This window comes from Brevundimonas sediminis (genome assembly GCF_048799765.1).
Lineage (GTDB): Bacteria > Pseudomonadota > Alphaproteobacteria > Caulobacterales > Caulobacteraceae > Brevundimonas.
In genome coordinates, this window is the sequence record NZ_JBLYQK010000010.1 from 13,928 (window position 1) to 39,207 (window position 25,280).

The 25,280-nt window shown below is 69.5% G+C and carries 27 protein-coding genes; 20 read left to right on the plus strand and 7 right to left on the minus strand.

What is annotated here, in order from left to right; all coding sequences use genetic code 11:
* Nucleotides 1-95 precede the first annotated feature (95 nt).
* From ACLQ7T_RS07735 to ACLQ7T_RS07750, 4 genes are all read left to right on the plus strand, one after another.
* A complete protein-coding gene (locus tag ACLQ7T_RS07735) occupies nucleotides 96-2,588 on the plus strand; it encodes a CHASE3 domain-containing protein (protein WP_420478894.1) in 2,493 nt (830 codons plus the stop codon).
* Nucleotides 2,588-2,974 carry a response regulator gene (locus tag ACLQ7T_RS07740; RefSeq protein ID WP_420478895.1) on the plus strand — a complete coding sequence of 129 codons (387 nt, stop codon included), beginning with the start codon at nucleotides 2,588-2,590 and terminating at the stop codon, nucleotides 2,972-2,974. The genes ACLQ7T_RS07735 and ACLQ7T_RS07740 overlap by 1 nt, the downstream gene beginning before the upstream one ends.
* Nucleotides 2,971-3,240, plus strand: coding sequence for an Hpt domain-containing protein (locus tag ACLQ7T_RS07745; RefSeq protein WP_420478896.1), 270 nt, complete (start codon nucleotides 2,971-2,973; stop codon nucleotides 3,238-3,240). The genes ACLQ7T_RS07740 and ACLQ7T_RS07745 overlap by 4 nt, the downstream gene beginning before the upstream one ends.
* A gap of 114 nt (nucleotides 3,241-3,354) precedes the next feature.
* Nucleotides 3,355-3,996: a LuxR C-terminal-related transcriptional regulator gene (locus ACLQ7T_RS07750; protein WP_420478897.1), complete on the plus strand. Its 642-nt coding sequence runs from the start codon at nucleotides 3,355-3,357 to the stop codon at nucleotides 3,994-3,996.
* On the opposite strand, the gene plsX is transcribed toward ACLQ7T_RS07750, so the two are convergent.
* Nucleotides 3,981-5,042: a phosphate acyltransferase PlsX gene (gene plsX, locus ACLQ7T_RS07755; RefSeq protein ID WP_420478898.1), complete on the minus strand. Its 1,062-nt coding sequence runs from the start codon at nucleotides 5,040-5,042 to the stop codon at nucleotides 3,981-3,983. The two genes, ACLQ7T_RS07750 and plsX, sit on opposite strands and share 16 nt — an antisense overlap.
* A gap of 80 nt (nucleotides 5,043-5,122) precedes the next feature.
* Nucleotides 5,123-5,587, minus strand: a complete 465-nt coding sequence (locus ACLQ7T_RS07760; RefSeq protein WP_420478899.1) for an ApeP family dehydratase — start codon at nucleotides 5,585-5,587, stop codon at nucleotides 5,123-5,125.
* A gap of 75 nt (nucleotides 5,588-5,662) precedes the next feature.
* On the opposite strand from ACLQ7T_RS07760, the gene ACLQ7T_RS07765 reads away from it, so the two are divergent.
* From ACLQ7T_RS07765 to darH, 5 genes are all read left to right on the plus strand, one after another.
* Nucleotides 5,663-5,950 (plus strand): 3-hydroxyacyl-ACP dehydratase FabZ family protein, encoded by a 288-nt coding sequence (locus tag ACLQ7T_RS07765; RefSeq protein WP_420478900.1) that lies wholly within the window; start codon nucleotides 5,663-5,665, stop codon nucleotides 5,948-5,950.
* Between the two features lie 93 nt (nucleotides 5,951-6,043).
* On the plus strand, nucleotides 6,044-6,994 hold the full coding sequence (locus tag ACLQ7T_RS07770) for a dialkylrecorsinol condensing enzyme (protein WP_420478901.1): 951 nt from the start codon (nucleotides 6,044-6,046) through the stop codon (nucleotides 6,992-6,994).
* Nucleotides 6,991-8,136: a beta-ketoacyl-ACP synthase III gene (locus ACLQ7T_RS07775; protein ID WP_420478902.1), complete on the plus strand. Its 1,146-nt coding sequence runs from the start codon at nucleotides 6,991-6,993 to the stop codon at nucleotides 8,134-8,136. The genes ACLQ7T_RS07770 and ACLQ7T_RS07775 overlap by 4 nt, the downstream gene beginning before the upstream one ends.
* 4 nt (nucleotides 8,137-8,140) lie before the next feature.
* Nucleotides 8,141-8,551: a DarG family dialkylresorcinol biosynthesis protein gene (locus ACLQ7T_RS07780; protein ID WP_420471491.1), complete on the plus strand. Its 411-nt coding sequence runs from the start codon at nucleotides 8,141-8,143 to the stop codon at nucleotides 8,549-8,551.
* A 4-nt stretch (nucleotides 8,552-8,555) separates the two neighbouring features.
* The gene (darH, locus tag ACLQ7T_RS07785) at nucleotides 8,556-9,542 is read left to right on the plus strand and encodes a BtrH-related acyltransferase DarH (RefSeq protein WP_420478903.1); all 987 of its coding nucleotides are present in this window, start codon (nucleotides 8,556-8,558) and stop codon (nucleotides 9,540-9,542) included.
* Here darH and ACLQ7T_RS07790 read toward each other — a convergent pair.
* Genes ACLQ7T_RS07790 through ACLQ7T_RS07810 form a run of 5 tightly spaced genes read right to left on the minus strand, consistent with a single transcriptional unit; the run spans nucleotide 9,539 to nucleotide 13,994 of the window.
* The gene (locus ACLQ7T_RS07790; RefSeq protein WP_420478904.1) at nucleotides 9,539-10,423 is read right to left on the minus strand and encodes a beta-ketoacyl synthase N-terminal-like domain-containing protein; all 885 of its coding nucleotides are present in this window, start codon (nucleotides 10,421-10,423) and stop codon (nucleotides 9,539-9,541) included. The two genes, darH and ACLQ7T_RS07790, sit on opposite strands and share 4 nt — an antisense overlap.
* On the minus strand, nucleotides 10,416-11,594 hold the full coding sequence (locus ACLQ7T_RS07795) for a beta-ketoacyl synthase N-terminal-like domain-containing protein (RefSeq protein ID WP_420478905.1): 1,179 nt from the start codon (nucleotides 11,592-11,594) through the stop codon (nucleotides 10,416-10,418). The genes ACLQ7T_RS07790 and ACLQ7T_RS07795 overlap by 8 nt, the downstream gene beginning before the upstream one ends.
* Complete coding sequence (locus tag ACLQ7T_RS07800) at nucleotides 11,591-11,872, minus strand: phosphopantetheine-binding protein (protein ID WP_420471495.1); 282 nt, start codon at nucleotides 11,870-11,872, stop codon at nucleotides 11,591-11,593. The genes ACLQ7T_RS07795 and ACLQ7T_RS07800 overlap by 4 nt, the downstream gene beginning before the upstream one ends.
* A gap of 5 nt (nucleotides 11,873-11,877) precedes the next feature.
* Complete coding sequence (locus ACLQ7T_RS07805) at nucleotides 11,878-13,077, minus strand: ABC transporter permease (RefSeq protein ID WP_420478906.1); 1,200 nt, start codon at nucleotides 13,075-13,077, stop codon at nucleotides 11,878-11,880.
* Nucleotides 13,074-13,994 carry an ABC transporter ATP-binding protein gene (locus ACLQ7T_RS07810; RefSeq protein WP_420478907.1) on the minus strand — a complete coding sequence of 307 codons (921 nt, stop codon included), beginning with the start codon at nucleotides 13,992-13,994 and terminating at the stop codon, nucleotides 13,074-13,076. Before ACLQ7T_RS07810 ends, ACLQ7T_RS07805 begins: the two co-directional genes overlap by 4 nt.
* Before the next feature lie 231 nt (nucleotides 13,995-14,225).
* Here ACLQ7T_RS07810 and ACLQ7T_RS07815 point away from each other — a divergent pair, with 231 nt between their 5' ends.
* From ACLQ7T_RS07815 to ACLQ7T_RS07865, 11 genes are all read left to right on the plus strand, one after another.
* On the plus strand, nucleotides 14,226-15,185 hold the full coding sequence (locus tag ACLQ7T_RS07815; protein WP_420478908.1) for a lysophospholipid acyltransferase family protein: 960 nt from the start codon (nucleotides 14,226-14,228) through the stop codon (nucleotides 15,183-15,185).
* A 33-nt stretch (nucleotides 15,186-15,218) separates the two neighbouring features.
* Entirely contained in the window at nucleotides 15,219-16,730 is a 1,512-nt protein-coding gene (locus ACLQ7T_RS07820; protein ID WP_420478909.1) for an HAL/PAL/TAL family ammonia-lyase, read from the plus strand.
* Entirely contained in the window at nucleotides 16,727-17,155 is a 429-nt protein-coding gene (locus tag ACLQ7T_RS07825; protein WP_420471500.1) for an acyl-CoA thioesterase, read from the plus strand. Before ACLQ7T_RS07820 ends, ACLQ7T_RS07825 begins: the two co-directional genes overlap by 4 nt.
* A 71-nt stretch (nucleotides 17,156-17,226) precedes the next feature.
* Nucleotides 17,227-17,667 carry an outer membrane lipoprotein carrier protein LolA gene (locus ACLQ7T_RS07830; protein ID WP_420478910.1) on the plus strand — a complete coding sequence of 147 codons (441 nt, stop codon included), beginning with the start codon at nucleotides 17,227-17,229 and terminating at the stop codon, nucleotides 17,665-17,667.
* A 3-nt stretch (nucleotides 17,668-17,670) separates the two neighbouring features.
* Nucleotides 17,671-19,881 carry an MMPL family transporter gene (locus ACLQ7T_RS07835; protein ID WP_420478911.1) on the plus strand — a complete coding sequence of 737 codons (2,211 nt, stop codon included), beginning with the start codon at nucleotides 17,671-17,673 and terminating at the stop codon, nucleotides 19,879-19,881.
* A 4-nt stretch (nucleotides 19,882-19,885) separates the two neighbouring features.
* Nucleotides 19,886-21,094, plus strand: a complete 1,209-nt coding sequence (locus tag ACLQ7T_RS07840) for an NAD(P)/FAD-dependent oxidoreductase (protein WP_420478912.1) — start codon at nucleotides 19,886-19,888, stop codon at nucleotides 21,092-21,094.
* Nucleotides 21,082-21,684 carry a DUF3261 domain-containing protein gene (locus tag ACLQ7T_RS07845; RefSeq protein ID WP_420478913.1) on the plus strand — a complete coding sequence of 201 codons (603 nt, stop codon included), beginning with the start codon at nucleotides 21,082-21,084 and terminating at the stop codon, nucleotides 21,682-21,684. The genes ACLQ7T_RS07840 and ACLQ7T_RS07845 overlap by 13 nt, the downstream gene beginning before the upstream one ends.
* Nucleotides 21,684-22,850, plus strand: a complete 1,167-nt coding sequence (locus ACLQ7T_RS07850) for a beta-ketoacyl-ACP synthase (RefSeq protein WP_420478914.1) — start codon at nucleotides 21,684-21,686, stop codon at nucleotides 22,848-22,850. Before ACLQ7T_RS07845 ends, ACLQ7T_RS07850 begins: the two co-directional genes overlap by 1 nt.
* Nucleotides 22,847-23,302, plus strand: coding sequence for a hotdog family protein (locus ACLQ7T_RS07855; protein WP_420478915.1), 456 nt, complete (start codon nucleotides 22,847-22,849; stop codon nucleotides 23,300-23,302). Before ACLQ7T_RS07850 ends, ACLQ7T_RS07855 begins: the two co-directional genes overlap by 4 nt.
* A complete protein-coding gene (locus ACLQ7T_RS07860) occupies nucleotides 23,299-24,036 on the plus strand; it encodes a 3-ketoacyl-ACP reductase FabG2 (protein WP_420478916.1) in 738 nt (245 codons plus the stop codon). The genes ACLQ7T_RS07855 and ACLQ7T_RS07860 overlap by 4 nt, the downstream gene beginning before the upstream one ends.
* Nucleotides 24,033-25,262 carry a beta-ketoacyl-ACP synthase gene (locus ACLQ7T_RS07865; protein ID WP_420478917.1) on the plus strand — a complete coding sequence of 410 codons (1,230 nt, stop codon included), beginning with the start codon at nucleotides 24,033-24,035 and terminating at the stop codon, nucleotides 25,260-25,262. Before ACLQ7T_RS07860 ends, ACLQ7T_RS07865 begins: the two co-directional genes overlap by 4 nt.
* The last annotated feature ends 18 nt before the right edge of the window (nucleotides 25,263-25,280 follow it).

Consider the following 25,280-nt stretch of genomic DNA (forward strand, 5'->3'; position numbering starts at 1 on the left):
CAGTCTGCGAAATCCTCACGCGGGGGTTGAAGTGGTGGAAAAGGTCAGCACTCTCGGACTCGGCGCGACATCGCCGAACGTCGGAACAGGGATCGATGCCGGAACCGCTTCTCCTTTCCCGCCGCACCGCCACGTTGCTGGGCGTGGGGGTCGGACTGATCGTCCTGGCCGTCCTGGTCGGCATCGGCGCGTCCCTGACCAACGAGTTCCAGCGCGGAAACGCGGTCCGGGCCGAGGTCGAACGCTCCCACGAAACCCGCGCCCAGATCCTGAGCGTCTTCTCCCTGTTGCAGGACGCCGAGACCGGGCAGCGCGGCTATATCATCACCGGCGACCGGCGGTTCCTGGAGCCCTACGACGAGGCCGAGGAACGGCTGTCGGCGCAGATGCAGCGACTGGAGCGACTGTACGCCGGCGAGCCCGGTCATGCCGCGGAGATCAGCGCGCTCAAGGATCTGGTCGGCCGGAAGCAGTCGACCCTTTCCGAGGGCATCCGCCTTCGCCAGCAGCGCGGTCGGGACCCCGCGCTCGCCTATGTCGCGGAGGGCGCGGGCAAGGCGGCGATGGATGACATTCGCGCCGTCATCGACCGGATGGTCGATGCAGAAGCCGGCCGGCTGGACGCTCTGATCGGCCGGGCCACGGCGCGGGGCGTCGCGACCGAGCGACTGGTCGCCGGCCTGTTCGCCCTGTTTCTGGCCCTGGTCGCGGGCACGGTCTTCCTGGTCTGGCGCTACATCCGCACCCGCCGGGCTCTGCTGGCCGAGGTCCGGACCGTGGCCACCCGCCAGGCCGCCATCTTCGACAGCGCCATCGACGCCATTCTGACCCTTAACCCCAGCGGCAGCATCGAGACGATGAACGCCGCCGCCAGCCGGATGTTCGGGTGGTCCGGCCCGGAGCTGGTTCGACGGGACATCTCCGTCCTGCTGGACCTGGAGAACAAGGACGAGGTCGGCCGGAGCTTCCTGGCCCGCCTCGGCTTCCGCGACGGCGAGGTCGCCGGCGGGCTGGTGCGGGAACTCAACGCCCGGCGTCGGGATGGCGGGCTCTTCCCCGTCGACGTCGCGCTGAGCCCGATGCCCCTGCCGTCCGGCCTACACATGGTGGCGGTGGTGCGGGACATCTCGGAACGGAGGCGGGTCGAGGAGATGAAGCAGCAGTTCGTGTCGACGGTCAGTCACGAACTGCGCACCCCTCTGACCTCGATCGCCGGCTCGCTGGGCCTGCTGGCCGGCGGCGCGGCGGGCGCCATTCCCGACAAGGCCGGCCGCCTGATCAGCATCGCCCACTCCAACAGCCAGCGCCTGGTGCGGCTGATCAACGACATCCTCGACATCGAGAAGCTGGAGTCCGGCCAGATGACGGTGGACATGGCGTCGCTGGACCTGCGCGACATCGCCCTGCGGTCGATCGACAACGTCCAGGGTCTGGCGGACGATATGAGCGTCGCGGTGGATCTGGACGACGGCGCCGCCGCGCCGGTTCGCGGCGACGCCGACCGGCTCATCCAGGTCGTGGTCAACCTGCTGTCCAACGCCGTGAAATTCTCGCCGGCGGGCAGCGCGGTGCGGGTCTCGGTCCAGCCGGAAACGCGGATCGCCCGGCTCAGCGTCTCGGATGACGGCCCCGGCATTCCGGACGAGTTCCGCGCCCGCATCTTCTCCAAATTCGCCCAGGCCGATTCCTCGGACACCCGGGCCAAGGGCGGCACCGGCCTGGGCCTGGCCATCGCCCGGGAGATCGCGGAACGGCACGGCGGGCGTCTGTGGTTCGAGTCCGCGCCCGGGGAAGGGGCCACCTTCCATCTGGACCTGCCGCTTGAGCTGGCTCAACCGGAGGCGGGCGGCGGCGCGGGACCACATCTGCTGATCGTGGAGGACGATCTGGACGCGGCCGAGGTGCTGCGCACCATGCTGGCCCAGGACGGTTTCAGCGCCGACGTCGTCTCCACCGCGCGCGAAGCGCTGGGCGCGGTGCGGGGCGGCGGCCATGCGGCGGTTCTGGTCGACCTGCACCTGCCGGACGCCGACGGCGTGGGCCTGATCCGCGCCCTGCGGTCCGATCCCCGAACCCGCGACCTTCCGGTCGTGGTCGTCTCGGCCGATGTGGCCCGCGGCCGCGCCCGGGGACGATCGCTCGAGGTCATCGACTGGCTCGAGAAGCCGTTCGACCAGGCCCGCCTGCGCGGCGCCGTCGCGGGAATTCTGGAGCGGCTGGAGACGCGGCGCCCGACGGTCCTGCATGTCGATGACGATCCCGACATCCTGGCGGTCACCGCCTCGGCCCTGACCGGCGTCGCCGAGGTGACGCCCGTCCCGACCCTGTCCCGCGCCCGGGAGGCGCTGAAGGCCCGGACACCGGACCTGGTCATTCTCGACCTGGGCCTGCCCGATGGTTCGGGGCTGGACCTGCTGGCGGACCTCGACGACGGCGACGGCAACACCGTGCCGGTGATCGTCTACTCGGCGCAGGAAATGGACGCCGCCCTCGGCCATCGGGTCGAGGCGGTGCTGGTCAAGTCCCGCACCTCGCTGGCGGGGCTGGTCCGGACGGTGCGACGTCTGACAGGCAAGGGAGGCCACTGATGGGCACGCTCGCGATCCTTCACGTGGACGACGAACCGGACATCCGCGAAGTCGCGGCCTTCTCGCTGGAGCTGGACCCCGGCGTCACCCTGACGACGGCGGACTCCGGCGAGGCGGCGCTGGGACTGCTTGAGGCGGGGTTGAGGCCGGATGTCATCCTGCTGGACGTGATGATGCCCCGGCTCGACGGCCCCGGAACCCTCGCGCGCCTGCGCCGGTTGTCGGGACTGGAACAGACGCCGGTAATTTTCATGACCGCCCGGGTGCAGGCCAGTGAACGTGAGCGCTATCTGGAGCTGGGCGCCGTCGGCGTCATCACCAAGCCCTTCGATCCGATGACGCTGGCCGGGCAGGTGCGCGACATCCTTCTGGGCCGCCCCGCGTGAGCGACGACACGCTGGCGGCCATCCGGGCCCGCTTCCGCCTGCGCGCCCTGGCGGACGCGGACGCCCTCGCCGCAGCGCTGGATGCCGGCGATCCCGGGCAGATCGAAGCGCTCGTCCATGGCCTGGCCGGCGCCGCCGGCATCTTCGGTTTCACGGAAATCAGCGAACAGGCCAAGGCGGCGGACGGGGCGTTCGCCGGAGGCCGCGCCCCGACCCGGGCGGAGATCGAGACGCTGATCGCGCTGATCCTGCGGGAGATGGCCTGACCCCGGACCGGGCAACCGCGGGTTTCCCGACGCCTCGAGGGCCTGCTATACCGGAGGCGCAATCTTGCCGTGCAGTCAGGTCGGCAAGCGGACGCGGAGGTCCCGGGGTCTCAGGTGCGCTGGATCGTTCTGATCGTCGATGACCACCCGCTGGTGGGACAGGCCTTCGAGCTCTCCATCAAGGCCGCCTACCCGCATCTCGACGTCGGCCGGGTGACCAGCGCCGCCGAGGCCGACGCCTACGTCCGCCAGCACGGGGATCGGGTGAAGCTGGTGATGCTGGACCTGATGCTGCCGGACGCCGAGGGGTTCAGCGCCCTGCTGCGGCTGCAAAAGATCCTGCCGGACGGCCGGATCGCGATCGTCTCGGCCCGCACGGACAACCAGACGCTCACGCTCGCGAAGGCCCTGGGCGCCGTCGCCTATCTGTCCAAGTCCGAGGCGGTCGAGGTTCTGGTGGAGGCGGTCGGGGCCATCCTGCAGGGCGCGATCCTGTTTCCGGAACAGGGCGACCCGGACCCGCAGGTCCTTGACGCCCATCGCCGCATTTCGACCCTGTCCGCCGGCCAGCTGCGCATCATGCGGGCCCTCGTCGACGGCAAGCTGAACAAGCAGATCGCCGGCGACATGAACCTGACCGAGGGCACGGTGAAGCAGCATGTCTCGGCGATCCTGAAGAAGCTTCAGGTCAACAACCGCAGCCAGGCGATCCTGATCGCCGCGCCGGTTCTGCGGAACGATCAGGCGTCGTCCTGAGCCTCATCCCCGGCGGGCAGCAGGTCGCCCAGCCGGTCCAGGCCCGAAGCCACCTTGGCCAGATAGTCGCTGCGGGCCAGGTCGACCGCCACCCGGATCGCCGAGGCGAATCCGCGGGCGTTGGTTCCGCCATGGCTCTTCACCACGAGGCCGTTGAGGCCCAGCAGAGGCGCGCCGTTGTAACGGGCCGGATCTATACGCTGCGTCATCGCCTTGATCGCCGGCATCGCCAGGGCGGCGCCGATCTTGGCCGGCACGCTGGAGGTCATCGACTCCTTCAACAGCGTCAGCAGGAAGCGGATGGTCCCCTCCGTCGTCTTCAGGGCGATGTTGCCGGTGAAGCCGTCGGTGACGATGATGTCGACCGTCCCCCTGGCGATATCATCTCCCTCGACGAAGCCGCGATAGTCGAGGCCCTGCCCCCAGGCCTTGAGAATACGGTGCGCCTCGCGGACCTCGTCGTGCCCCTTGTTCTCCTCCGACCCGACATTGAGCAGGCCGATGGTCGGGCGGGTGGAGCCGTGGACCGCCGCATGGAAGGACTCGCCCATGATGGCGAACTCGACGAGCTGGCGGGCGCCGCACTCGATATTGGCCCCGACGTCGAGCACGACGCTGACGCCCCGGGCGGTGGGCCAGTTGGCGACGATGGCGGGCCGCTCGAGCCCGGGCGCCGCCATGCGCAGGATCAGGCGGGAGATCGCCATCATGGCCCCGGTGTTGCCCGCCGAGACGGCGGCGTCGGCCTGGCCGGAGCGGATGGCCTCGACCGCGTTCCACAGGCTGCTGCCGTGTCCCCGGCGCAGCGCCTGGGCCGGCTTCTCGCCCATCGGGACCACCTTGGCGGTGTGACGGATCTCCAGTCCGTCGCGCGGCAGCTTCAGCCGGTCGATCTCGGCATTGATGGCCGTCTCGTCGCCGTGCAGCAGGAAACGGAGGTTCGCGCCGTCATGGACCTTCAGATACTCGTGCACCCCCCCGATGATGGCGGGCGGTCCCTGATCGCCGCCCATGACGTCGAGCGAGAGTGTCGTAACGGCTGGCAAGGGCGGGAAACTCCGGGCGCCGGCGGGCGAGGGCCCGGACTGTCGGCGAAGGTATCGAGGTGGCGGGCGATTGGAAACGGTCAGGCCAGGGCGATCATCAGGACCCCGTCGATCAGCGACTCGTCCCCGACGGTCCGCACGGAGAAGGCGTACTGGAGAGCGGCGGCCGTCCGGGCCAGCTGTTCGGCGCGAACCCGGAGCGGCCCCGGGACATCGTCCAGACGATCCACCCGCCAGGTCACGTCGGTCAGCACGGCCAGGGTCCCGCCGCGCCCCGGCTCGCCCCCGCCGCCGACCAGCCCGGAGTGGATGGAGGCCGCCTGGGCGGCGTATTCGATCCCGGCGGTGATCGGCAGGCGATCGTGCGACCGCAGGGGATTGTCCGGCGCCGCGTGGGACTCCGCCTCGCAGAGAATGGCGTCGTCATCGAAGGACAGAACGCGTGCGAGCAGGCGCATGGCCCCGGCGTGCGGCACCAGCCGATGCAGGATCTCCCCCTCCAGCACCGCTGCGCCGGACGGCCCTGTCGTCGCCTCGATGGTCACGGCCTCCCCCTTTCTTGCCAAGCCCCGGACCGTTCCATAAACGGGAGGACCGTGATTGGCGAGCAGCGAGCAACGATGACACCGGCCCTGTTCGTCCCCGCGGATCACCCTGCCCTTCCGGGTCATTTTCCGGGAAATCCGCTGGTCCCCGGCGTCGTGATTCTCGACCTTCTGGCCGACGACTGGCGCGCGGCGAACCCCGACACGCCCCTGCGCGGCATCCGCAAGGCGAAATTCCAGCGGATGTTGAAATCCGGCGAGACGGTCAGCGTGACATGGACCGAGGTTCGTGACGACAAGGTCAGCTTTCGTGCCTTTGTCGGTGACGAAATTCTCGCTACAGGTCAGTTTGCACTGGCATAACGCGGATAACGCTCGCCGCGCGCGAACGTGACCGCGCCCGTTCACGGGCGCCGGCAAGGGACTGAACGTGACTCTCGGGGGAGAACACTGACGATGCGCAAGGTGCTGGTCGTCTACTATTCGCAGACCGGTCAGTTGGCGGACATCGTCGACGCGACCATCGCGCCCCTGAAGGCGAGCGGCGACATCAAGGTTACGGTCTCCGAGCTGCGGCCCAGCAAGCCCTGGCCGTTCCCCTGGCCCTTCTTCCGCTTCTTCAACACCTTCCCCGAGACGGTCTATGAGGACGTGGAGGCGGCCGAGGCGCCGGGCGTCGATCCGGACACGGACTATGACCTGGTGATCCTGGCCTATCAGGTCTGGTTCCTGTCGCCGTCCCTGCCGACCATCGCCTTCCTGAAGTCCGCGGGCGCCCGCCGGCTGCTGGCCGGCAAGCCGGTGGTGACCCTGATCGGCTGCCGCAACATGTGGCTGATGGCGCAGGAGCGGATGAAGACGCTCATCAGCGATCTGGGCGGCCGGCTGGTCGACAATATCGTGCTCACCGACAGCGCGCACAGCGCCTTCACCTTCGTCTCGACCCCGGTCTGGATGCTGACCGGCAAGAAGGGCCCCTTCCTGAACGGCCTGATCCCCGAGGCCGGGGTGTCGAAGGACGATGTCGCCGGCTGCGCCCGCTTCGGCCGCGCCATCGCCGCCGCCCTGCCGAACCGCAAGCGTGAGGACAGCAGCCCGATGCTGGGCGGCCTCGGCGCCGTCACGGTGCGCGAGGGACTGATCGAATCCGAGAAGACCGCCAAGCGCAGCTTCATGATCTGGGGTAAGCTGTTGCGCGCGACAGGGACGCCGGCCAGCCCCCTGCGTCAGCTGGTCATCGTGATCTATGTGCTGTTCCTGATCACCCTGATCCTGACGGTCGTCCCGCTACTGGCCGTCATCAAGGCGCTGCTGAAGCCCTTCCTGAAAGCCCATGTCGCCCGTCAGCGGGCCTATTTCTCCGCCCCCTCCGGGGAATCCATGCAACGGATGGAAAGCCCCACTTGACCCGCCCCGTCTACATTACGCGCACCGCCGCCTTCCTGCCGAACGCCCCGGTGGGCAATGACGACATGGAGCGGGTGCTCGGTCAGGTCGGCCCCCGTCCGTCGCGCGCGCGCCGCACCATCCTGCGGTCGAACGGGATCAAGAGCCGCCACTATGCGATTGACCCCGAAACGCTGCAGCCGACCCACACCAACGCCCAGCTGACGGCCGAGGCGGTGCGCGCGCTGGGCGCCGACCTGGCGACCGTGGAGTGCCTGGCCTGCGGCACCTCCAATCCCGACCAGATCATGCCGGGCCACGCCGCCATGGTGCAGGGCGAACTGGGGCTGGGCGATGTGCAGGCCGTGTCGACGGCGGGCGTCTGCATGAGCGGCATGGCCTCGCTGAAATACGCCTGGCTGTCCGTCGCGGCCGGCGACAGCGACACAGCGGTGGCCACCGGGTCCGAGACCGCCTCGGCGGTCATGTCCGCCGCCAATTTCACCCCCGAGATCGACGCCCGCGTCGATGCGCTGGAAGAAAATCCGGAGATCGCCTTCGAGAAGGACTTCCTGCGCTGGATGCTGTCCGACGCCGCCGGCGCCCTGCTGCTGGAGCCGGAGGCGCGCGCAGGGGTGCTGAACCTGCGCGTCGACTGGATCGACCTGCACTCCTTCTCGGGCGAGATGGACACCTGCATGTATATGGGCGGGGTCAAGAACGAGGACGGCAGCGTCACCGGCTGGGCCCGGTTCAGCGCCGACGACCGCGCCGCCCAGTCGGTGCTGACGGTCAAGCAGGACGTCCGGCTGCTGAACGACAACGTCCTGCGCTATACGCTGGAGAAGCCGCTGCCGGGCACCGCCGCGCGGCGCAAGCTGAAGCCGGAGGAGGTCGATTTCTTCCTGCCGCACTATTCGTCGGAGTTCTTCCGGGACCGCCTGCACCAGTCGATGCTCAACGTCGACTTCGACATTCCGCAGGAACGCTGGTTCACCAATCTGACGACGCGCGGCAACACTGGGTCGGCCTCGATCTATGTGATGATCGACGAACTGCTGGCGAGCGGGCGGCTGAAGGCGGGCGACCGCCTGCTGTGCTGGGTGCCGGAGAGCGGCCGCTTCTCGGGCAGCTTCATGCACCTGACCGCGGTGCAGGGCTGAGCCGATGAAGACCGATGAGGTCCCGCAAGACCCGTCCCTGACCCACGCCGGCCAGCGCAAGCTGTTCTACGCCGTCGACGACCGGGGCGACTACACGGAGGTGCAGTCGCTGGGCTGGGATGTGGAGTCCTACGCCACCCTGGCCGCGGTGGAGGTGCTGAACCGCCAGCGGGACGAGGCGTGGGAGCGGGCGAAGACGGGCCTGACCGCGCCGCTGGAGTACCACATGTACCGACGCCGCATGGACCGGGCCAGCTTCGCCTCGGCCACCGGCTTCTGGCGCTGGCGGACCTCGCGCCACTTCCGCCCGGCCGTATTCGCCCGACTGCCCGCGAAGATCCTGAACCGCTACGCCGAGGTGCTCGGGATGAGCGTCGAGGACCTGCGAAGCCTGCCTGCCGCACCGGACGCCTGATCCCATGAGCGACTTCCACCACCGCCAGTCTGCGCATTGCGAAAGCGGCGTGGTCGCCAACATGCTGACCCACCACGGCCTGGCGATGAGCGAGCCGATGGCGTTCGGCCTGTCGGCCTCCCTGACCTTCGCCTACATGCCGATCATCAAGCTGGCCGGCATGCCGCTGATCGCCTACCGCATGCTGCCGGGAAACATCATCAGGGGCGTCGAGAAGCGCGTCGGCCTCCGCTGGGAGCGCACCCGGTTCAGCGATCCGGCCGAAGCCGAACGGGCCCTGGACGCCGCCCTGGACGCCGGCAGGGCGGTCGGTCTGCAGACCTGCGTCTACTGGCTGCCCTATTTCCCGGAGCAGATGCGTTTCCATTTCAACGCCCACAATCTGGTGGTCTACGGGCGCGACGGGGACGACTATCTGGTCAGCGATCCGCTGTTCGAGACGACCGTCCGCTGCGACCGCGCCTCGATGCAGCGCGCCCGCTTCGCCAAGGGCGACATGGAGCCCAAGGGCCTCATGTACTATCCGACGGGGACGCCGGGCCAGGTCGACTATGCGGCCGAAATTCCGAAGGCGATCCGCTGGAACGCGAAGACCATGCAGGCGCCGGTGCCGATCGCCGGAATCAAGGGCATCCGCTTCCTGGGCCGCAACATCGTCAAGCTGTCGCGTGAAGCCAACCGTGACACCTACCTGCCGCTCTATCTGGGCCATATCGTGCGGATGCAGGAAGAGATCGGGACCGGCGGAGCCGGCTTCCGGTTCATCTACGCCTCCTTCCTGCAGGAGGCGAGCCGGCTGCTGGACCGCCCGGACTGGGCCGAGGCCGCCAGGGACCTGACGGCCGCGGGCGACGAATGGCGCCGCTTCGCCCTGCGCGCCAGCAAGATGTGCCGGGGGCGGGCGCAGATGGATGTGCAGGAGCTGGACGCCATCCTGAACGACATCGCCGACCGCGAGCTGGCGGTCTGGAAGCGGTTGCGGGCCGCCTAGCCCCGAGTCGCTTCCAGCAGGATGGCGGAATAGCCGCCGCTGTCGTTGGCGTTGACCTGAAGCAGCACCGCCGCCTCGCCCTCGCGGATGAAGTCGCCGAGGGCGGCGACGCTCTGGCTGTCGTAGTAGGCCCGACCTTCGGCGGCGTCTTTCACCTGCGTCAGCCCGGCCTCGCCCATGATCCCGGCGACCTGATCCGCGGGCAGGAACTGACCCCGGTTGAAGACGGTCCGCGCCGGGTCCAGCGCCTGACGCGCCAGCCACGCCGACAGGGCCGCGCGGTCAGCGAACATCTCGACCGAGCGCACCACGGACGCCCCCTGCCCGCCCGCGCGCAGCCACAGCCAGTGACTGGCCTCGGCGACCGGCGTCGCCTCGGCCAGGTCCAGACGACGGCGGTGAATCCCGATCGGAGGCGCAGCGATATCCACCGAACCCACCAGCGCGGAGGTCACCTGCCCGGTCTCGATGTCCAGCAGGGCCAGTTGCAAGGCCGTCTCGAAGCTGAAGTGGGTGTTGGAAATGAAGCAGCTTCGGCCGTGCAGTCCGAAATGCCGCGCGACATAGAAGCAGGCGGCGTTCGACACGGTGTTGATGAAGCTCAGCGGCTTGGGCGCCTCGCCGTATTTGAACAGCGGCTCCATCACCTCAAGGGTGACCTCCAGATCGCCCCGGCGGGAGGTCATGTAGACGGCGGTTCCCGCGGGCGGCGTCTCGCTCCCGACGCAGCGCACGGCGCCGATCAGGGCGGACTGGATGAATCGACCGATGCGGCGCACCGGCTTGCCCGTCTCGGCCGTGGTCAGGGCGCGCAGGTCCGGCAGGCTGTCCTCAACCGGCGCATGGTAGTCGCCCAGGGCGTGGATCGAGGGTTCAATCATCGACGTTCGCGATCACGAGCGAGGTGTTGTTTCCGCCGAAGCCGAAATAGTTGAGCATGAAGACGCCGGGATCGATCGGCTGCGGGGTCTGGAAGAAGCGGACGCCCAGCTCGCCCGGCTCGGCGCAGACGCCGGGAACGGCGGGGAAGAAGCCCCGCTCCGCCAGACCGCAGAACAGGATCAGCTCGTTCAGGCCGCAGGCGCCGAAGGTGTGGCCGATGAAGGGTTTGAGCGCGCACAGGGGCGGCACGCGTCCGAAGGCGCGCGCCATGCCGGCGGACTCGGCCTCGTCGTTCAACAGGCTGGCGGTGCCGTGGGTCTTGATCCCCGCGATCCGTTCCGCCCCCACGCCCGCCGAGGCCAGGGCTTGCTGGATCACCTCCAGCACGGTGCTGCCGTCGGGATTGGCGGCGGACATGCCGAAGATATCGCACAGATTGGCCGCGCCACGCAGGTGGAAGCCGGAGCGGGACAGGGCCCCGTCGGCGCCCTCGCGCCTGTCGCCGCTGATCACCAGGGCGCCGCAGCCTTCGCCGAGCACCAGTCCGCCCCGGGCGTCGTCGAACGGCTTCATCCCTCCGGTCCGCGACAGCAGGTTCAGGCCCTGGAAGCCCATTGCGGTGATGATGTTCAGGCTCTCGGAGCTGACCACCAGCGCATGTTTCGCCCGGCCGCTGCGGATCAGGGCGTCGCCGTAGATCAGGGCGTTGGCGCTGGCCGTGCAGGCCGTCGAGACGGTGTAGTCCGGCCCACCGAGGCCGAAGCGCCGGCGCAGGCGCTCGGCCAGCCGGCCCAGGCTGCTGTTGTGGGTCAGGGGATGGGCGTCCAGTCCCTCGGCCAGCTCGCGCTGGTAGATGGCCTCCGAGCGCGAGATATCGACGGAGGACGAGCCCAGCAGAAGGATGGTCCCGGCCCGCTCGTCCGCGGTCAGACCGGCGGCCTCCAGCGCCTCGGCGCAGACGGCCTCGAGCACCGGCTCCAGACGGGTCTCGATGTCGACGAGCGGGCGGTCCCTGAGCAGAAGCGCGGGGACGGCGTCGTTCAGCCCGCCCGCCGCGACCGGCGTGGCGACCGGCGCCGGCGGCGCGGCGAACAGGGCGTCGATATTGCTGGAGACATCCTGGCCGAGGCCGGTGTGCAGGCCCGCCCCGACGAAATAGCTTCGGCTCATGCGGGCGGCGCGGCCTTCGCGGCGATGATGAAGTCGGCCAGCGCATTGAGGCTGGCGAAGGCCTTGCGACCGTCCGGCCCGCCCTCGATGCGGACGCCGTACTGCTTCTGGAGCGCCAGGCTGACCTGAAGGGCGTCCAGGGAGTCGAGATCAAGCGAGCCGCCCATCAGGGGCTCGTCCACCGGCATGTCGGCGGGATCGACGTCCTTGTCGCACTCCTCGATGACCACCCGCTTGAGCGCCTCGACCAGATCGGAATGGTTCAGTTCGCTTGTCATCAGGCTCACTCGCGCAGTCGATACCGGAACAGGGCCAGCACCAGGGCGACCGCGCCGAAGGCGGTCAGTTTGAAGAGTTCGGGCAGAATGTCCACGACGCCGCCCCCGTCCAGGAGAAGCGTCAGGAAGCCGTCCACGCCCCACGACATGGGCGACAGCCCGGCGATGCGCTGCATGACCTCGGGCATGACGAATTTCGGCACCATCACCCCGCCGATCGCCGCCAGGACAATGCTGCCCAGACCGGCCAGCAGGGTGGCCTGCTCGGTGGTGCGGGCGCTGACCGCGATCAGCAGGGCCATGCCCAGGGCCGCCATGCTGAGCGCGGCCGAGAGCGCGACCAGCGCCGGGATCGATCCGTTGATTCTCAAGGCGTCGCCGCCGAGCGCAGGCACCAGCCAGACCCCGGCCGCCAGCATCAGGACCACCTGCAGCTGGTTGATGCCGAAATAGGGGATCAACTTGCCGAAGACCTGGGCCAGGGGGCCGATATTGGTGCTGCGCAGCCGCCGCTGGGCGCCCACCTGTCGCTCGCGGATGAAGCTGTTGGAGAAGGGCACCGCGACGAAGAACAGGGCGAACACCAGCCAGGCCGGAACACTCTGCTGGACCGAGCTGGGCGCCTTGCCCGCGCCGTCGTCGGCGTAGGCGTAGTTGACCGCGACCCGTCCGCCGCTCCCGGCCCGTTCCCCCTCGGGCACGGGGTAGCCGACCCGTTCGAGAATGCGCTCGCTGCGCTGACGGCCGACGGCCTCGTTCACGGCGGCGACGAAGATCTTCTCGATCTGCCGGTTGGTGTCGGCGGCGGCGGTGACGGTCACCAGAGGCGCGGGGTCGTCGGAGGTCAGCGCCGCGATGCGCGTCTCGTAGTCCGCGCCCACATCGAGCAGGAAGGCGGCGTCCTCGCGCCCCAGAAGCTCGCGGGCCGCGGCCGGCCCCGGGGCGACGGCGACCGTGCGCAGGACGAAGGCGTCATTGGTCCGGAGCCGGTCGATGAACGCCTGCGACTGGGTCTGCCCGTCGCGATTGACCACCAGGACGGCGACACCCGCGCCGCCGCGGGTCTCGAACATGTCCTGCAGGGCCAGGGACATGATCAGTATGAAGGTCAGCGGCAGGAGGAACAGCAGCGCCAGGCCATGGATGTCCCGCGACAGCAGGCGCAGCTCCTTGATGAAGGAGGCCGTCAGGGCCGAGCGCTTCATGCGGCCGCTCCCGACTCGAGAATATCCAGATAGGCCTTCTCGAGCCGCGCCACGCCCCAGGCCGCCTGGCCCACCCGGGCCCCGGCCCGGGCCAGCAGGGCGAAGACCTCCGCCGGGCCGTCTCCGGCGGAGGCCGGCAGGGCCAGGGTCAGGTCATCCGTCCAGATCGCCCCGTTTTCCGACAGGAGCGTCCGGCCCGTGTCCGCAAGGGGGGAAAGAAGCCGGACCTCAAGCGTCCCCAGCGCATAACGAGCCAGCACCGCCTCCATGGCGCCGAGCGCCAGAACCCGTCCCCGGTCGATGACCGCCAGGTGGTCACACAGCGCCTCGACCTCCTCCATGTAGTGGGAGGTGTAGATGACGGTGACGCCCTGCGCCTTCAGCTCGGCGATGGCGGCGATGATGGTCTGGCGTGACCGGGCGTCGATGCCCACGGTCGGCTCGTCCAGATACAGGACGCGCGGCGCGTTCAACAGGGCGATGGCCAGGTTCAGCCGGCGCTTCTCGCCGCCGGAGAAGGTCTCGGCGCGCCGGTCGAGCAGATCCTGGAGTCTGCAGGTCTCGATGGCGGCGGCGCTCTGCTCGCGCCACCCGGCTTTCGACAGCCGACAGGCGCCGGCGAAGAAGGACAGGTTCTCGCGGGCGGTCAGGTCCGGATAGAAGGCCAGATCCTGCGGCGCGAGGGCGCCGATGTCGCGCACCGCCTTCAGGTCGTGGCGCAGGGACAGGCCGTCGACCGTGATCTCGCCGCCCTGAAGCGGCAGGATTCCGGTCAGCAGGCTGAACAGGGTGCTCTTGCCGGCGCCGTTGGGGCCGAGCAGGCCGAAGCAACTGCCCTGGGCGACGGTGAAGGAGACGCCGGACAGGGCGTCGCGAGCCGCTCCGCGATGGCGGAAGCCGACGTCAGCCACGGTCATGAACGATGGACGGTCGACGGGCGGCGTCAGGCCCGCCAACGGCGCCGGGGGAGAGACTTCATCCTGAATGCCGGCACCCCGTCTTCCGCACGGCCAGCCCCCCGACCCGGTCCCGAGCTTTGAAGTCGAACATCGCGACCGTCAAGGCGCGAGCCAGCGGCGGATTGTCCGTCCAGATTGCCTGCGCGGCCCGGCGGTCGATATAAGGGCCGCCAGTATCCGGGAGGGGTTGTGGCGACTGAGGGGGACGGCGGGCGGCACTGGGCCGACATGAGGGAGCGTGGCGCCGCCTGGGGTCCGGCGCTGATGGGCTTCATCTACCGGCTGCTCGGTCGGACCGGGTGCCGGATCGTGGCCACCCCGGTGATCCTGTACTTCTACATCGCCGGACGCCGGCAGCGGCTGGCGTCGCTGGACTATCTGCGGCGCGTCTGGCGGTTTCAGGGACGTCCCGGGCGTCCGGGACACCGGCAGGCGATCCGCCACTTCCTGGCCTTCGGCGACTCCCTGATCGACAAGATGGAGGCCTGGATCGGCCGCATCGACCGGCTTCAGGTGGATGAGATCGAGGGCGAGGCGTTCGAGGCCATGCGCAACGACCGGCGCGGGACCCTGATCCTGTCCGCCCATGTCGGCGCCACCGAAATCGTCCGCGCGATCGCGTCACGCCACCAGAAGCGCCGGATCACCATCCTGATCCACTCGCCCCACGCCGCCCGCTACAACGCCCTGATCCAGCGGTACGCCCCGCAGAGCCAGGTTTCGCTGGTGCAGGTGTCCGCCTTCAACGTCGGCACGGCCGCCGCCCTGTCGGCCACGATCGAGCGCGGCGAATGGGTGGTGATCATGGCGGACCGCATGCCGCTGAAGGACACCGGGCGGGCCATCACCACCGATTTCCTGGGCGCTCCCGCGGCCTTTCCGGAGGGCCCGTTCGTGCTCGCGGCGGCCCTGCGCTGCCCGGTCTACACCCTGTTCTGCTACAAGCAGAACGGGCGCTATCGCAGCCAGGTGTCCCTGCTGACCGACGGGGTCGCCCTGCCCCGCGGGCAAAGGGCCGAAGGCCTGCGGCAGCTGGTCCGCAAATACGTCGCTGAGTTGCAGACTCTCGTTCTGTCCGCGCCCTACCAATGGTTCAATTTCTATGCTTATTGGACCCCCGACGGGGATGCGTCGGGGAACAAGCATTAAGTGACTAAAATCGTTGAATTTGGCGCCCGGGATTTGACCGTAGAACAGGTCTGGTCCCTCTCCCGGCGCGAAGCGGACGCGCGCCTGAGCGCGGCCGCGCTGGAGCGGGTCGCCCGCTCGTCGAACCACATCGACGCCCTGCTGGCGCGGGATGGCGAAATCTACGGCGTCACCACGGGCTACGGCGACAGCTGCACGACGCAGATTCCGGCCGAGCTGGTCGCCGCCCTGCCCCTGCACCTGACCCGGTTCCACGGCGTCGGCATGGGCCGGTTCCTCAATCCGGAGGAGACGCGCGCGGTCATGGCGGTGCGTCTGGCCGCCCTGCTGCGCGGCTGGTCCGGCATCTCGACCGATCTGGCCGGCCTGCTGACCGAGATGCTGCGCCACGACATCCTGCCGCTGATCCCGGCCGAGGGCTCGGTCGGCGCCAGCGGCGACCTGACCCCGCTCAGCTATATCGCCGGCGCCCTCGTGGGCGAACGCGACGTGCTGTTCAAGGGCCAGGTGATGACCGCGTCGGAGGCCTTCGCCCAGACCGGGCTGAAGCCGATCGTCCTGCGGCCCAAGGAGGGGCTGGCAGTGATGAACGGCACCTCGGTGATGACCGGTCTGGCCGCCCTCGCCCTGCATCGCGCCCAGGGTCTGGCCCGTCTTTCGGCCCGACTGACGGCCATGGCGACCATCGGCCTGCTGGGCAATCCGAAGCATTTCGACCCCCGCCTGTCGCAGGCCAAGCCGCACAGCGGCCAGGGCCGGTTCGCCGCCCGCGTGGCCGAGGACCTGGCCCCGTTCGCCCGGCTGCACGCGCCGACGCGGCTTCAGGATCGCTACTCGATCCGCTGCGCCCCCCACGTCGTCGGCGTGCTGGAGGACATGATCGAGCCCTTCCGCCAGATCATCGAGATCGAGATCAACAGCGCGAACGACAATCCGCTGTTCGACCCGGAGACCGGCGACGTCCTGCACGGCGGCCATTTCTACGGCGGCCACATCGCCTTCGCGATGGACAGCCTGAAGAACCTTGTGGCCAACGTCGCGGACCTGATGGACCGCCAGTTCGCCCTGCTGGCCGACGTGCGCAGCAACAACGGGCTGCCGCCCAACCTGTCGGGCGCGACCGGCACGCGCGCGGCGATCAACCATGGCCTGAAAGCCCTGCAGATCGGCGTCTCGGCCTGGACCGCCGAGGCGCTGAAGGGCACGATGCCCGCCAGCGTCTTCTCGCGCTCCACCGAATGTCACAACCAGGACAAGGTTTCGATGGGCACCATCGCCGCGCGCGACGCCCTGCGGGTGCTGGAACTGGCCGAACAGGTGGCTGCCGCCCACATGGTCGCCTGCGGCCAGGCCCTGAGGCTGCGACTGAAGTCGGGCGAGATCACCGAGGACATGATCGGGCCGGGCATGGCCGCCCTGGTCGAGGCCGTCCCCTTCATCGAGGAAGACACCCCCCTCGACCGCCGTCTGGTCGCCCTGACCGCACGGATCGCCCAACGGGACATCCCGATCGACTGGGCGGAGGACGCGGGGAACGCGGCGTGAAGACGATCGTCAGTGCATCGGCGTCGGCGGTCCCGCAGTTCTACGACCTCGATCCGATGAACATCGTCTGGCACGGCAACTACCCGCGGTTCCTTGAACTCGGTCGTGTTGCCGTGATGGAGCGCATTGGGTACAGCTATGAGGCGATGGTGGAGAGCGGGTTCGCTTGGCCAATCATCGACTTAAGGATGCGGTATATTCGGCCGATGCGGCTGAATCAGCCGGTGAAGATCACCGCAGGGATTGTCGAATGGGAGAGCATACTCCGGATCACCTATCTGGTTCAGAACGAGGAAACCGGAGAGCGGGTGATGCGAGCCAGTTCGTCCCAGGTCGCGCTGCGCATCAACACCCAGGAAATGCTCTGGGTTACGCCGCCCGTGTTGCGGGAGCGGCTGGCGCCCTTCTTGTCGCCGGCTGGCTGAGCCTGTCGCCGGCTTCCGCCGCCTGCGCCAATCCGGAGCGTCTGCCCGCCGAACGCGGCACGCTGAACTTCGTGCAGACCCGGCACCTGTCCGGCGTGCGCGCGCCGCTGGTGTCGCGCGGTCAGGCCCAGATCGCCGCCCAGCGCGTCGACTGGCATGTCACCGATCCGCTGGACGTGCGCACCGTCATCACCCCCTCGGGCGTGACCCAGTCCGTCGAGGGCGGCCCGGCGCAACGCATGGGCGCGCAAGGCGGCGAGGCCTTCCTGTCCACCGGCCTGCTGGATCTGCTGTCGGGCGACATCGCGGCCATGCGCCGCCACTACAATATCAGCCGCCGCCCGAACGGCGCGGGCGGGAGCTGGACCCTGCGTCTGACGCCCCGTGCCCCCGCCCTCGCCCGTCAGCTTTCGTCCATCGACATCGCCGGCTGTGAGCGGGTCAACTCGGTGGAGGTCCTGCAGGCCAACGGCGACCGAATGCAGATCGCGCTTACCCCGGCCCGGAGATAGGTCTTGTTCCGTATCGGGGCGGCGGTCCTCTGTGCGCTGTGGTGTCTGATCGCCTGCGTCGTCGTCGGCGTGCGGGTGCAGCAGCCCAACGCCTTCGACGTCGACATCCAGAACCTGCTGCCGCGCACCGCGCTTGAGCCCGTGATCCGCTCGGCGGTCGCCGACGCCGGGGCCACGGCCTCGCAGCGCGTCGCGGTCCTGGTGTCCGCCGAGGATCCGGTCCGCGCCCAGGACGCCGCCGCCGATCTGGAGCGCCGTTTCGTCGCCGCCGGCTTCGCGCCGGACCACGCCCAGGGCGAGGCGGTGGGACGCTGGATGTTCGCCAATCGCAACCAGCTGTCCTGCGCCGTCGATCCCGCCGGGTTCGACGCCGACGCCACCCTGCGGCGATCCCGGGTGCTGCTCTACTCCCCCCTCGCCCCGGTGTCGGGTGGTATGCTGGAGAAGGATCCCTTCCTGCTGACCCTGCAGTTGGCCGAATGCCTGTCGCCGCCCTCCGGCGGTCAGGTGGGCGACGCCGTCCTCGTGTCCGGGATGCTGACCGGTTCGGCCTACCGCATCGATGTGCAGGACACGATGGCGAAGGCCTTCGCCGGATGGCGGGCGCAATGGCCGGACGTCACCGCCTCCCGCGCCGGCGCGGTGTTCTTCGCCGAGGCCGCCGCCCGCCAGACCCGGGGTGAGATGACCCTGATCAGCGGCGTTTCGGCCCTCGTCATCCTGGCCCTGCTTCTGGCCTGCTTCCGTCGTCCACACGCCATCCTCGGCACCTTCGCCGTGACCGCCGCGGGCGCCGTGGGATCCCTGGCCGCGGCCTTCCTGCTGTTCCCCAGCGTGCACGTGATGGTGTTCGTGTTCGGCTCGGCCCTGATCGGCGTGACCTCCGACTACGCCCTCCATTATCTGGCGACGGGCCCCCAGACCGGCTGGGCCAGTCGGCGGGAGCGGCTGAAGGTCATCCGGCGGCCGCTGGCCGTGTGCGCCCTCAGCACCTCCCTGGGCTTCGCCGGCCTCGGCCTGTTCGGCGTCGAGGTGTTCAACCAGGTGGCGGTCTTCTCGGTCGCCGGCATCCTGACCGCCTGGTGGTTCACCATGACCCTGCTGCCCCTGCTCGATCCGCGGGCGAAGCAGGCCAACAAGCTGACCGCCTGGTGGAACCGTCTGGAGGCGCCGTTCCTCGCCTTCCGCTGGCGGCCCGCATGGTCGGTGATCGGCCTGCTGCTTGTGGCCGGCGCGGTGGTCGCCGGAGCCGCCCGCTTCGCTGTGCTGGACGATGTGCGCCAGTTCCAGCCCCGGTCGGCGGCCCTGTCCGCCGAGGAGGCCCGGGTGCGGGAGGCCGTGGGCTTCAGCGCCTCGCCCCAGTTCCTCCTGTCCTGGGGCGCCGACGCCCAGGAGGCCCGCCAGCGGGAAGAGACGCGGCTCGCCGGCTGGCCCGAGGCGGCCGCCCGCGATGTCCTGGCCGTCAGCCGTTTCGACCCGTCCGACGCCCGACGGGCCGCCAACGAGGCCGTCCTGCGCCGCGAACTGTTCGAACCGCATCTGACGGAGCGGACCCGCGATCTGGGACTGACGGCGGTCGATCCCTTCGCCGCCGCCACGCCCGCGCCCGCCCTGCCGCCGCTGATCGCCGATCTGGAAGGGACGGCGGGCGGCCTTCACTATCTGGTCGCCCCCCTGGGCGCCGTGGCCGCGGCCGGGCCGGACGCCGATCGGGACGGGTCGCGGATCATCGATCCGACCGCGCGCTACACCCAGGCCTTCGCGACGTTCCGGGGGCTGGCCGCCGCCGCAGTGCTGGCCACCTTCGCGGCCTGCGCCCTGCTGGTCCTGCTGCTGTACCGGACCTGGCGAGCCCTGCTGATCCTGGCGGCGCCGACCGTGGGGGTGGTGATGGCGGTGGCCCTGCCGACCGCCCTGGGCGTGCCGGTCTCCTTCTTCTCGGTCGCCGCCCTGTTCGTGGTCATCGGCGTGGGCATCGACCACTCGGTCTTCCTGTTCGAGGCCAAGGAAACCCAGGGGTCATCCAAGGAGCTGGTGGTCTTCCTTGCCGGCTTGACCACCATCCTTTCGATGGGCCTTCTGGGACTGAGCGGGACCTTCCCGGTCGCCAGCTTCGGGATCGCGGTCGCCGTGGGGGTGACCGCCGCCTACCTGTGTTCATTCGCGCCGTTCAATGTCTGGGGGAAGTCGGGGCATGCAAACAAGCAGGACTGATGTCTTGATCATCGGCGCGGGCCCCTCGGGCTCGCTCGCGGCCGCCTTGCTGGCGCGCAAGGGCCACTCGGTCGAGATGGTCGAGCGGACCCATTTCCCGCGGTTCTCGATCGGCGAAAGCCTGCTGGCCCAATCGCTGGAGTTCCTCGGCGACGCCGGCCTGCTGGAGGACATCGAGGCGCATGGCTTCCAGTTCAAGGACGGCGTCGTTTTCGAGCGGGACGGCGTCACCACGCCGATCTATTTCCCGGACAAGAGCGCGCCCGGCCGCTCGACCACCTTCCAGGTCATGCGCTCCGAGTTCGACGACCTGCTGGCCAAGGGCGCGGTCCGGCAGGGCGCGACGGCCAGCTTCGGCCAGGAAGTCATCGCCTTCGAAAGCCGCGACGACGGCGCCGTGGTCACCGTGCGGGACGAGACGGGCGAGACACGCCGGATCGAGGCGCGCTTCGTGCTTGACGCCAGCGGCTTCGGCCGGACGCTGAGCAAGCTGTGCGACCTGGAGACGCCGTCGGACTTCCCGACCCGGCGCGCGGTCTTCGGCCAGGTGAAGGACAACATCACCGCCCCGCATTTCGACCGGAACAAGATCCTGGTCACCATCCACCCCGAGAACCCGGTGATCTGGTACTGGCTGATCCCGCTGGCCAACGGCATCTCGTCGATCGGCGTGGTCGGACCGCAGGAGGATATCGAGAAGGCGGGCGCGAACGACCACGAGCGCCTCTGGAACCTGATCGCGGCCGTCCCGCACAAACAGGACATCCTGAAGGACGCCGAGGTCTATCGCCCGGCCGCGACCATCGTCGGCTACGCCTGCAACGTGAAGAGCCTGCACGGCCCGAGCTTCGCCCTGCTGGGCAATGCGGCCGAGTTCCTGGACCCGGTTTTCTCGTCCGGCGTGACGATCGCCTTCAAGTCCGCGACCCTCGCCGCCGATCTGGTGGACCGTCAGCTGAAGGGCGAGACCGTCGACTGGGAGGAGGCCTTCTCGAAGGAGCTCTACGTCGGCATCGACACGTTCCGGGAGTGCGTCGACGCCTGGTACACCGGCGCCCTGCAGACGATCATCTTCAATCGCCCGAAGGAGATGAACGACATCACCCGCCAGCTGACCTCGGTGCTGGCCGGCTATGCCTGGGATCGCAGCAACATCTTTGTCAAATCGCCCAAGCGGACGATGCGGACCGTGGAGCAGTGGTGCCTCGCCTGAGCCTCGCGACCGCCGTCGGCCTGACGCTGGTGCTGGCCGTCACGGGGTGCGCCACCGCGCCTCGCGAGCCGTCGCGCGCGACCGCTGGCGCGGCCCTGCAGGCGCGGATCGCGCCGGACATCGTCCTGACCCTCCCGACACCGCCCGCCTATCCGCAGACCCGGACCCTGATGCAGGCCGGTCAGATCCGGCACGGCAACCGTCAGGCCGCCTTTGAATCCATCCTGTCCCTGTCGCCGGAAGAGGTGGAGATCGTCATCACCATGGCCGGCGGCGGCCTGCGCCTGTCGACCATCCGCTGGACGACGGAGGGGGTCCTGGAGACCCGCTCCCCGATCGCGCCGGACAGCATTCCGGTGGCGAACATCCTGGCCGACATCTTCATCGCCCTGTGGCCGGCGGAGGCGATCAACGCCGCCCTGCCCGAGGGCGTGACCCTGACCGAGACCGCCGACGGCGGACGCCAGGTGCGACGCGGCGACGAACTGGTCTCCGAGATCACCCCGGACCCCGCCAATCCGGCGCGCCGAACGTCCCGGAATCTGGCCTTCGGCTATGAGGTCGCCATCGTCAGCCGGGCGCTGGACTGATGGCCGCGCCGATCCACATCGCCGACTATTCCGTCGCCTGCGCGCTTGGTCCCGACCGGGACGCGGTCGCGAGCGCCCTGTTCGCCGCCGCCCCCGCGCGCGTCTCGGGCGAGGCGACCCTGACCACGGGCCGGGTCGTGCCGGTCGGACGGCTGACCTTCGATCCCGAGGGCCCGGCCGGCGAGACCCGCACCAACCGGATCCTCGCCCATTGCCTCGCCCCGCTGCGCCACGCCGTCGAGGCGGCCAAGGCGCGCTTCGGCGCCGACCGGATCGGCGTGGTGATCGGCACCTCGACCTCCGGCATCGGCGAGGCGGGCGAGGCCGTGAAGATCAGGCTGGCGACGGACCGGTGGCCCGAGGGCTTCTCGATCCGGCCGCAGCAACTGGGCGACAGCGCCGCCTTCACCGCCGCGCTGGCCGGCGTCCAGGGTCCCTATTTCTCGGTCTCGACCGCCTGCACCTCGGGCGGGCGGGCGCTGGCCTCGGCGGCGCGGCTGATCCAGTCGGGCCTGTGCGACATGGTCATCTGCGGCGGCGCGGACTCCCTCTGCGAGCTGACCTTGAACGGCTTCTCGGCCCTCGGCTCCCTGTCCGGCGTCGTCTGCGCCCCGATGAGCGCCAACCGGGACGGACTGAACCTCGGCGAGGGCGGCGCCCTGTTCCTGCTGACCCGGGAGCCCGGCCCCTGCCGGCTGGCCGGCTGGGGCGGCAGCGTCGACGGACATCACATGTCGGCGCCCGATCCGTCGGGACGCGGGGCCGAAGCGGCGATGCGCGCGGCCCTGGCCATGGCGGGGCTGGACGATGAAGCAGGGCGCGCGGCGGTGGACTTCATCCACCTCCACGGCACGGCCACGCCGCTGAATGACAGGATGGAGGCGCAGGTGGTCGCCCGGGTCTTCGGTCTCGACACCCCGGCGGCCTCGACCAAGGCGCTGACCGGCCACACGCTCGGGGCCGCCGGCGCCATCCAGGCGGCGCTGTGCCTCCTGGCGATGGAGGCCGGCCGGCTGCCGCCCCACGTCTGGGACGGCGAGCGCGATCCGGAGCTGCCCGCCATCCGCCTGTCGCAGCCGGGCGAGACCGCGTCGCTGAAGACCATCCTGAGCGCCAGCTACGCCTTCGGCGGCAACAATGTCGCCCTGGTCCTGAGCGCCGCATGACCGGCTTCCCGCCCATCGAGGACCTGATCGTCCATCGGTCCGGCATGCTGCTGATCGACCGGGTGATCAGCCGCGAGGACGAGGTCGTGACCAGCGAGGTGGTGATCCGGTCCGACCAGTTGTTCTTCCAGCCCGGCCGCGGCGTGCCCGCCTATGTGGGCTTCGAGCTGATGGCCCAGACGATCAGCGCCTCCGACGGCCTGACCCGCCGCGAGATGGGCCTGGAGCCCGGCGTCGGCCTGCTGCTCGGCTGCCGGAAGTACGCCGTCGACTGCGCCTTCTTCAGCGAGGGCGAGCACCTGCGGATCGAAGCCACCCCCCTGCTGAGCGACGAGGGCATGACCGCCTTCCGGTGTCGCATCCTCGACGCCGCCGGCGGCGAGCGCGCGACCGCCACCATCAACGCCTACCGACCCGACGACCTGTCCGCCTTCCTGCGATCGCAACAATGACCCTTCAAGACAATCAGACGCGTCCCGTTCTCGTCACCGGCGCCAGCAAGGGCATAGGTCGCGGCGTGGCGATCAACCTCGCCAGGGCCGGCCACCCGGTGACCGTCCACTATGGCGGCGACCGGACCGGGGCCGAGGACGTGGTCCGGACGATCGTCGAGGCGGGCGGAACCGCCGACGTGCTGGGCTTCGATGTCCGTGACCGCGAGGCCACGCGCGAGGCTCTGGCGCAAAGGATCGGCGACGGCGGCTTCTGGGGCGTCGTCCTGAGCGCGGGGGTCACGCGGGACAACGCCTTCCCGGCCATCGAAGGCCCGGACTGGGACGTCGTCCTGCGCACCAATCTGGACGGGTTCTACAATGTGCTCCAGCCGCTCGTCATGCCGATGATCCGGCGCCGCGACGGTGGACGGATCGTCGCCATCGCCTCGGTCTCCGGCGTGATGGGCAACCGGGGGCAGGTGAACTACAGCGCCTCCAAGGCCGGACTGATCGGCGCCGCGAAGGCGCTGGCGGTCGAGCTGGCCAAGCGCAAGATCACCGTCAACTGCGTCGCCCCCGGCCTGGTCGAAACCGCCATGAGCGACGAAATTCCGAAAGAGATCGTGGATGCCGTCCCCATGCAGCGCATGGGCACCGTGCAGGAAGTCGCAGCGGCGGTCGGGTTTCTGTTTTCCCCTGACGCGGGCTATATCACCCGTCAGGTGCTGGGCGTGAACGGGGGGCTGATTTGACGCGTCGTGTCGTGGTGACCGGCATGGCCGGCGTCACCGCCCTGGGGGGCGAGTGGTCTGAAATCGAACGCCGCATGCGGGCCGGAGAAACCGGCACCCGGCGGATCGCGGAGTGGGAGCGCCTGGTCGACCTGACCTGCAAGGTCGGCGCGCCCGCCGACTGGTTTGTTCACGAGGGGCGCTATCACCGCCAGAAATCCCGTTCCATGGGCCGTGTCGGCATCATGGCGGTCGACTCGGTCGAACGCGCCCTGGCCCAGGCGGGGCTGACCGATGATCCGGTGCTGAAGAACGGACGCACGGGGGTGGCCTGCGGTTCGTCCTTCGGCTCGACCGGCCCGATCAAGGACTTCGTCCACTTCCTGGACACCGGCAAGGCCGGGGCCCTGAACGCCACCAGCTACATCCGGATGATGGCGCACACGGCGGCGGTGAACATCAGCGTCTTCTTCGGCCTGACGGGCCGGGTGATCACCACCTCCTCGGCCTGCACCTCCGGCTCGCAGGGGGTCGGCTACGGCTATGAGACCATCCTGCACAACCAGGCGGACATCATGATCGTGGGCGGGACCGAGGAGTTCTGCCCCAGCATGGCGATGGTCTTCGACCGTCTGTACGCCACCAGCTCCAACGGCAACGACACGCCGGACTCGGCCTGTCGCCCCTTCGAGGCCAGCCGCGACGGCATGGTCACCGGCGAGGGCGCGGGCTTCCTCATCCTTGAGGAGCGGGAGCACGCGCTGGCCCGGGGGGCGACGATCCTGGCCGAGGTGACCGGCTTCGCCACCAACGCCGACGGCGCCCACATTTCGCATCCGGCGCAGGAGACCCAGGAGCGGGTCATGCGGCAGGCGATGGAGATGGCCGGCATCGGCGTCAGCGACATCGCCTTCATCAGCGGGCACGGCACCGCCACCGTCGCGGGCGATGTGGTCGAGAGCCAGGCCACCCAGGCGGTCTACGGCAAGGCCGTGCCCTTCCACACCCTGAAGGGCCATTTCGGCCACTCGCTCGGCGCGTGCGGCGGCATCGAGGCCTGGCTGGGCGTCGAGATGCTGCGGACCGGCTGGATCTCGCCCATCGCCAACTTCCACGAACATGACCCGCGCTGCGCCGAGCTGGACTACGTCGGCGTGGGCGGACGGGTGATCCACGGGGACTATTTCGTGTCCAACAATTTCGCCTTCGGCGGCATCAACACCTCGCTGGTGTTCAAGCGGGCCTGAAACCCTTGCGACGGGGGC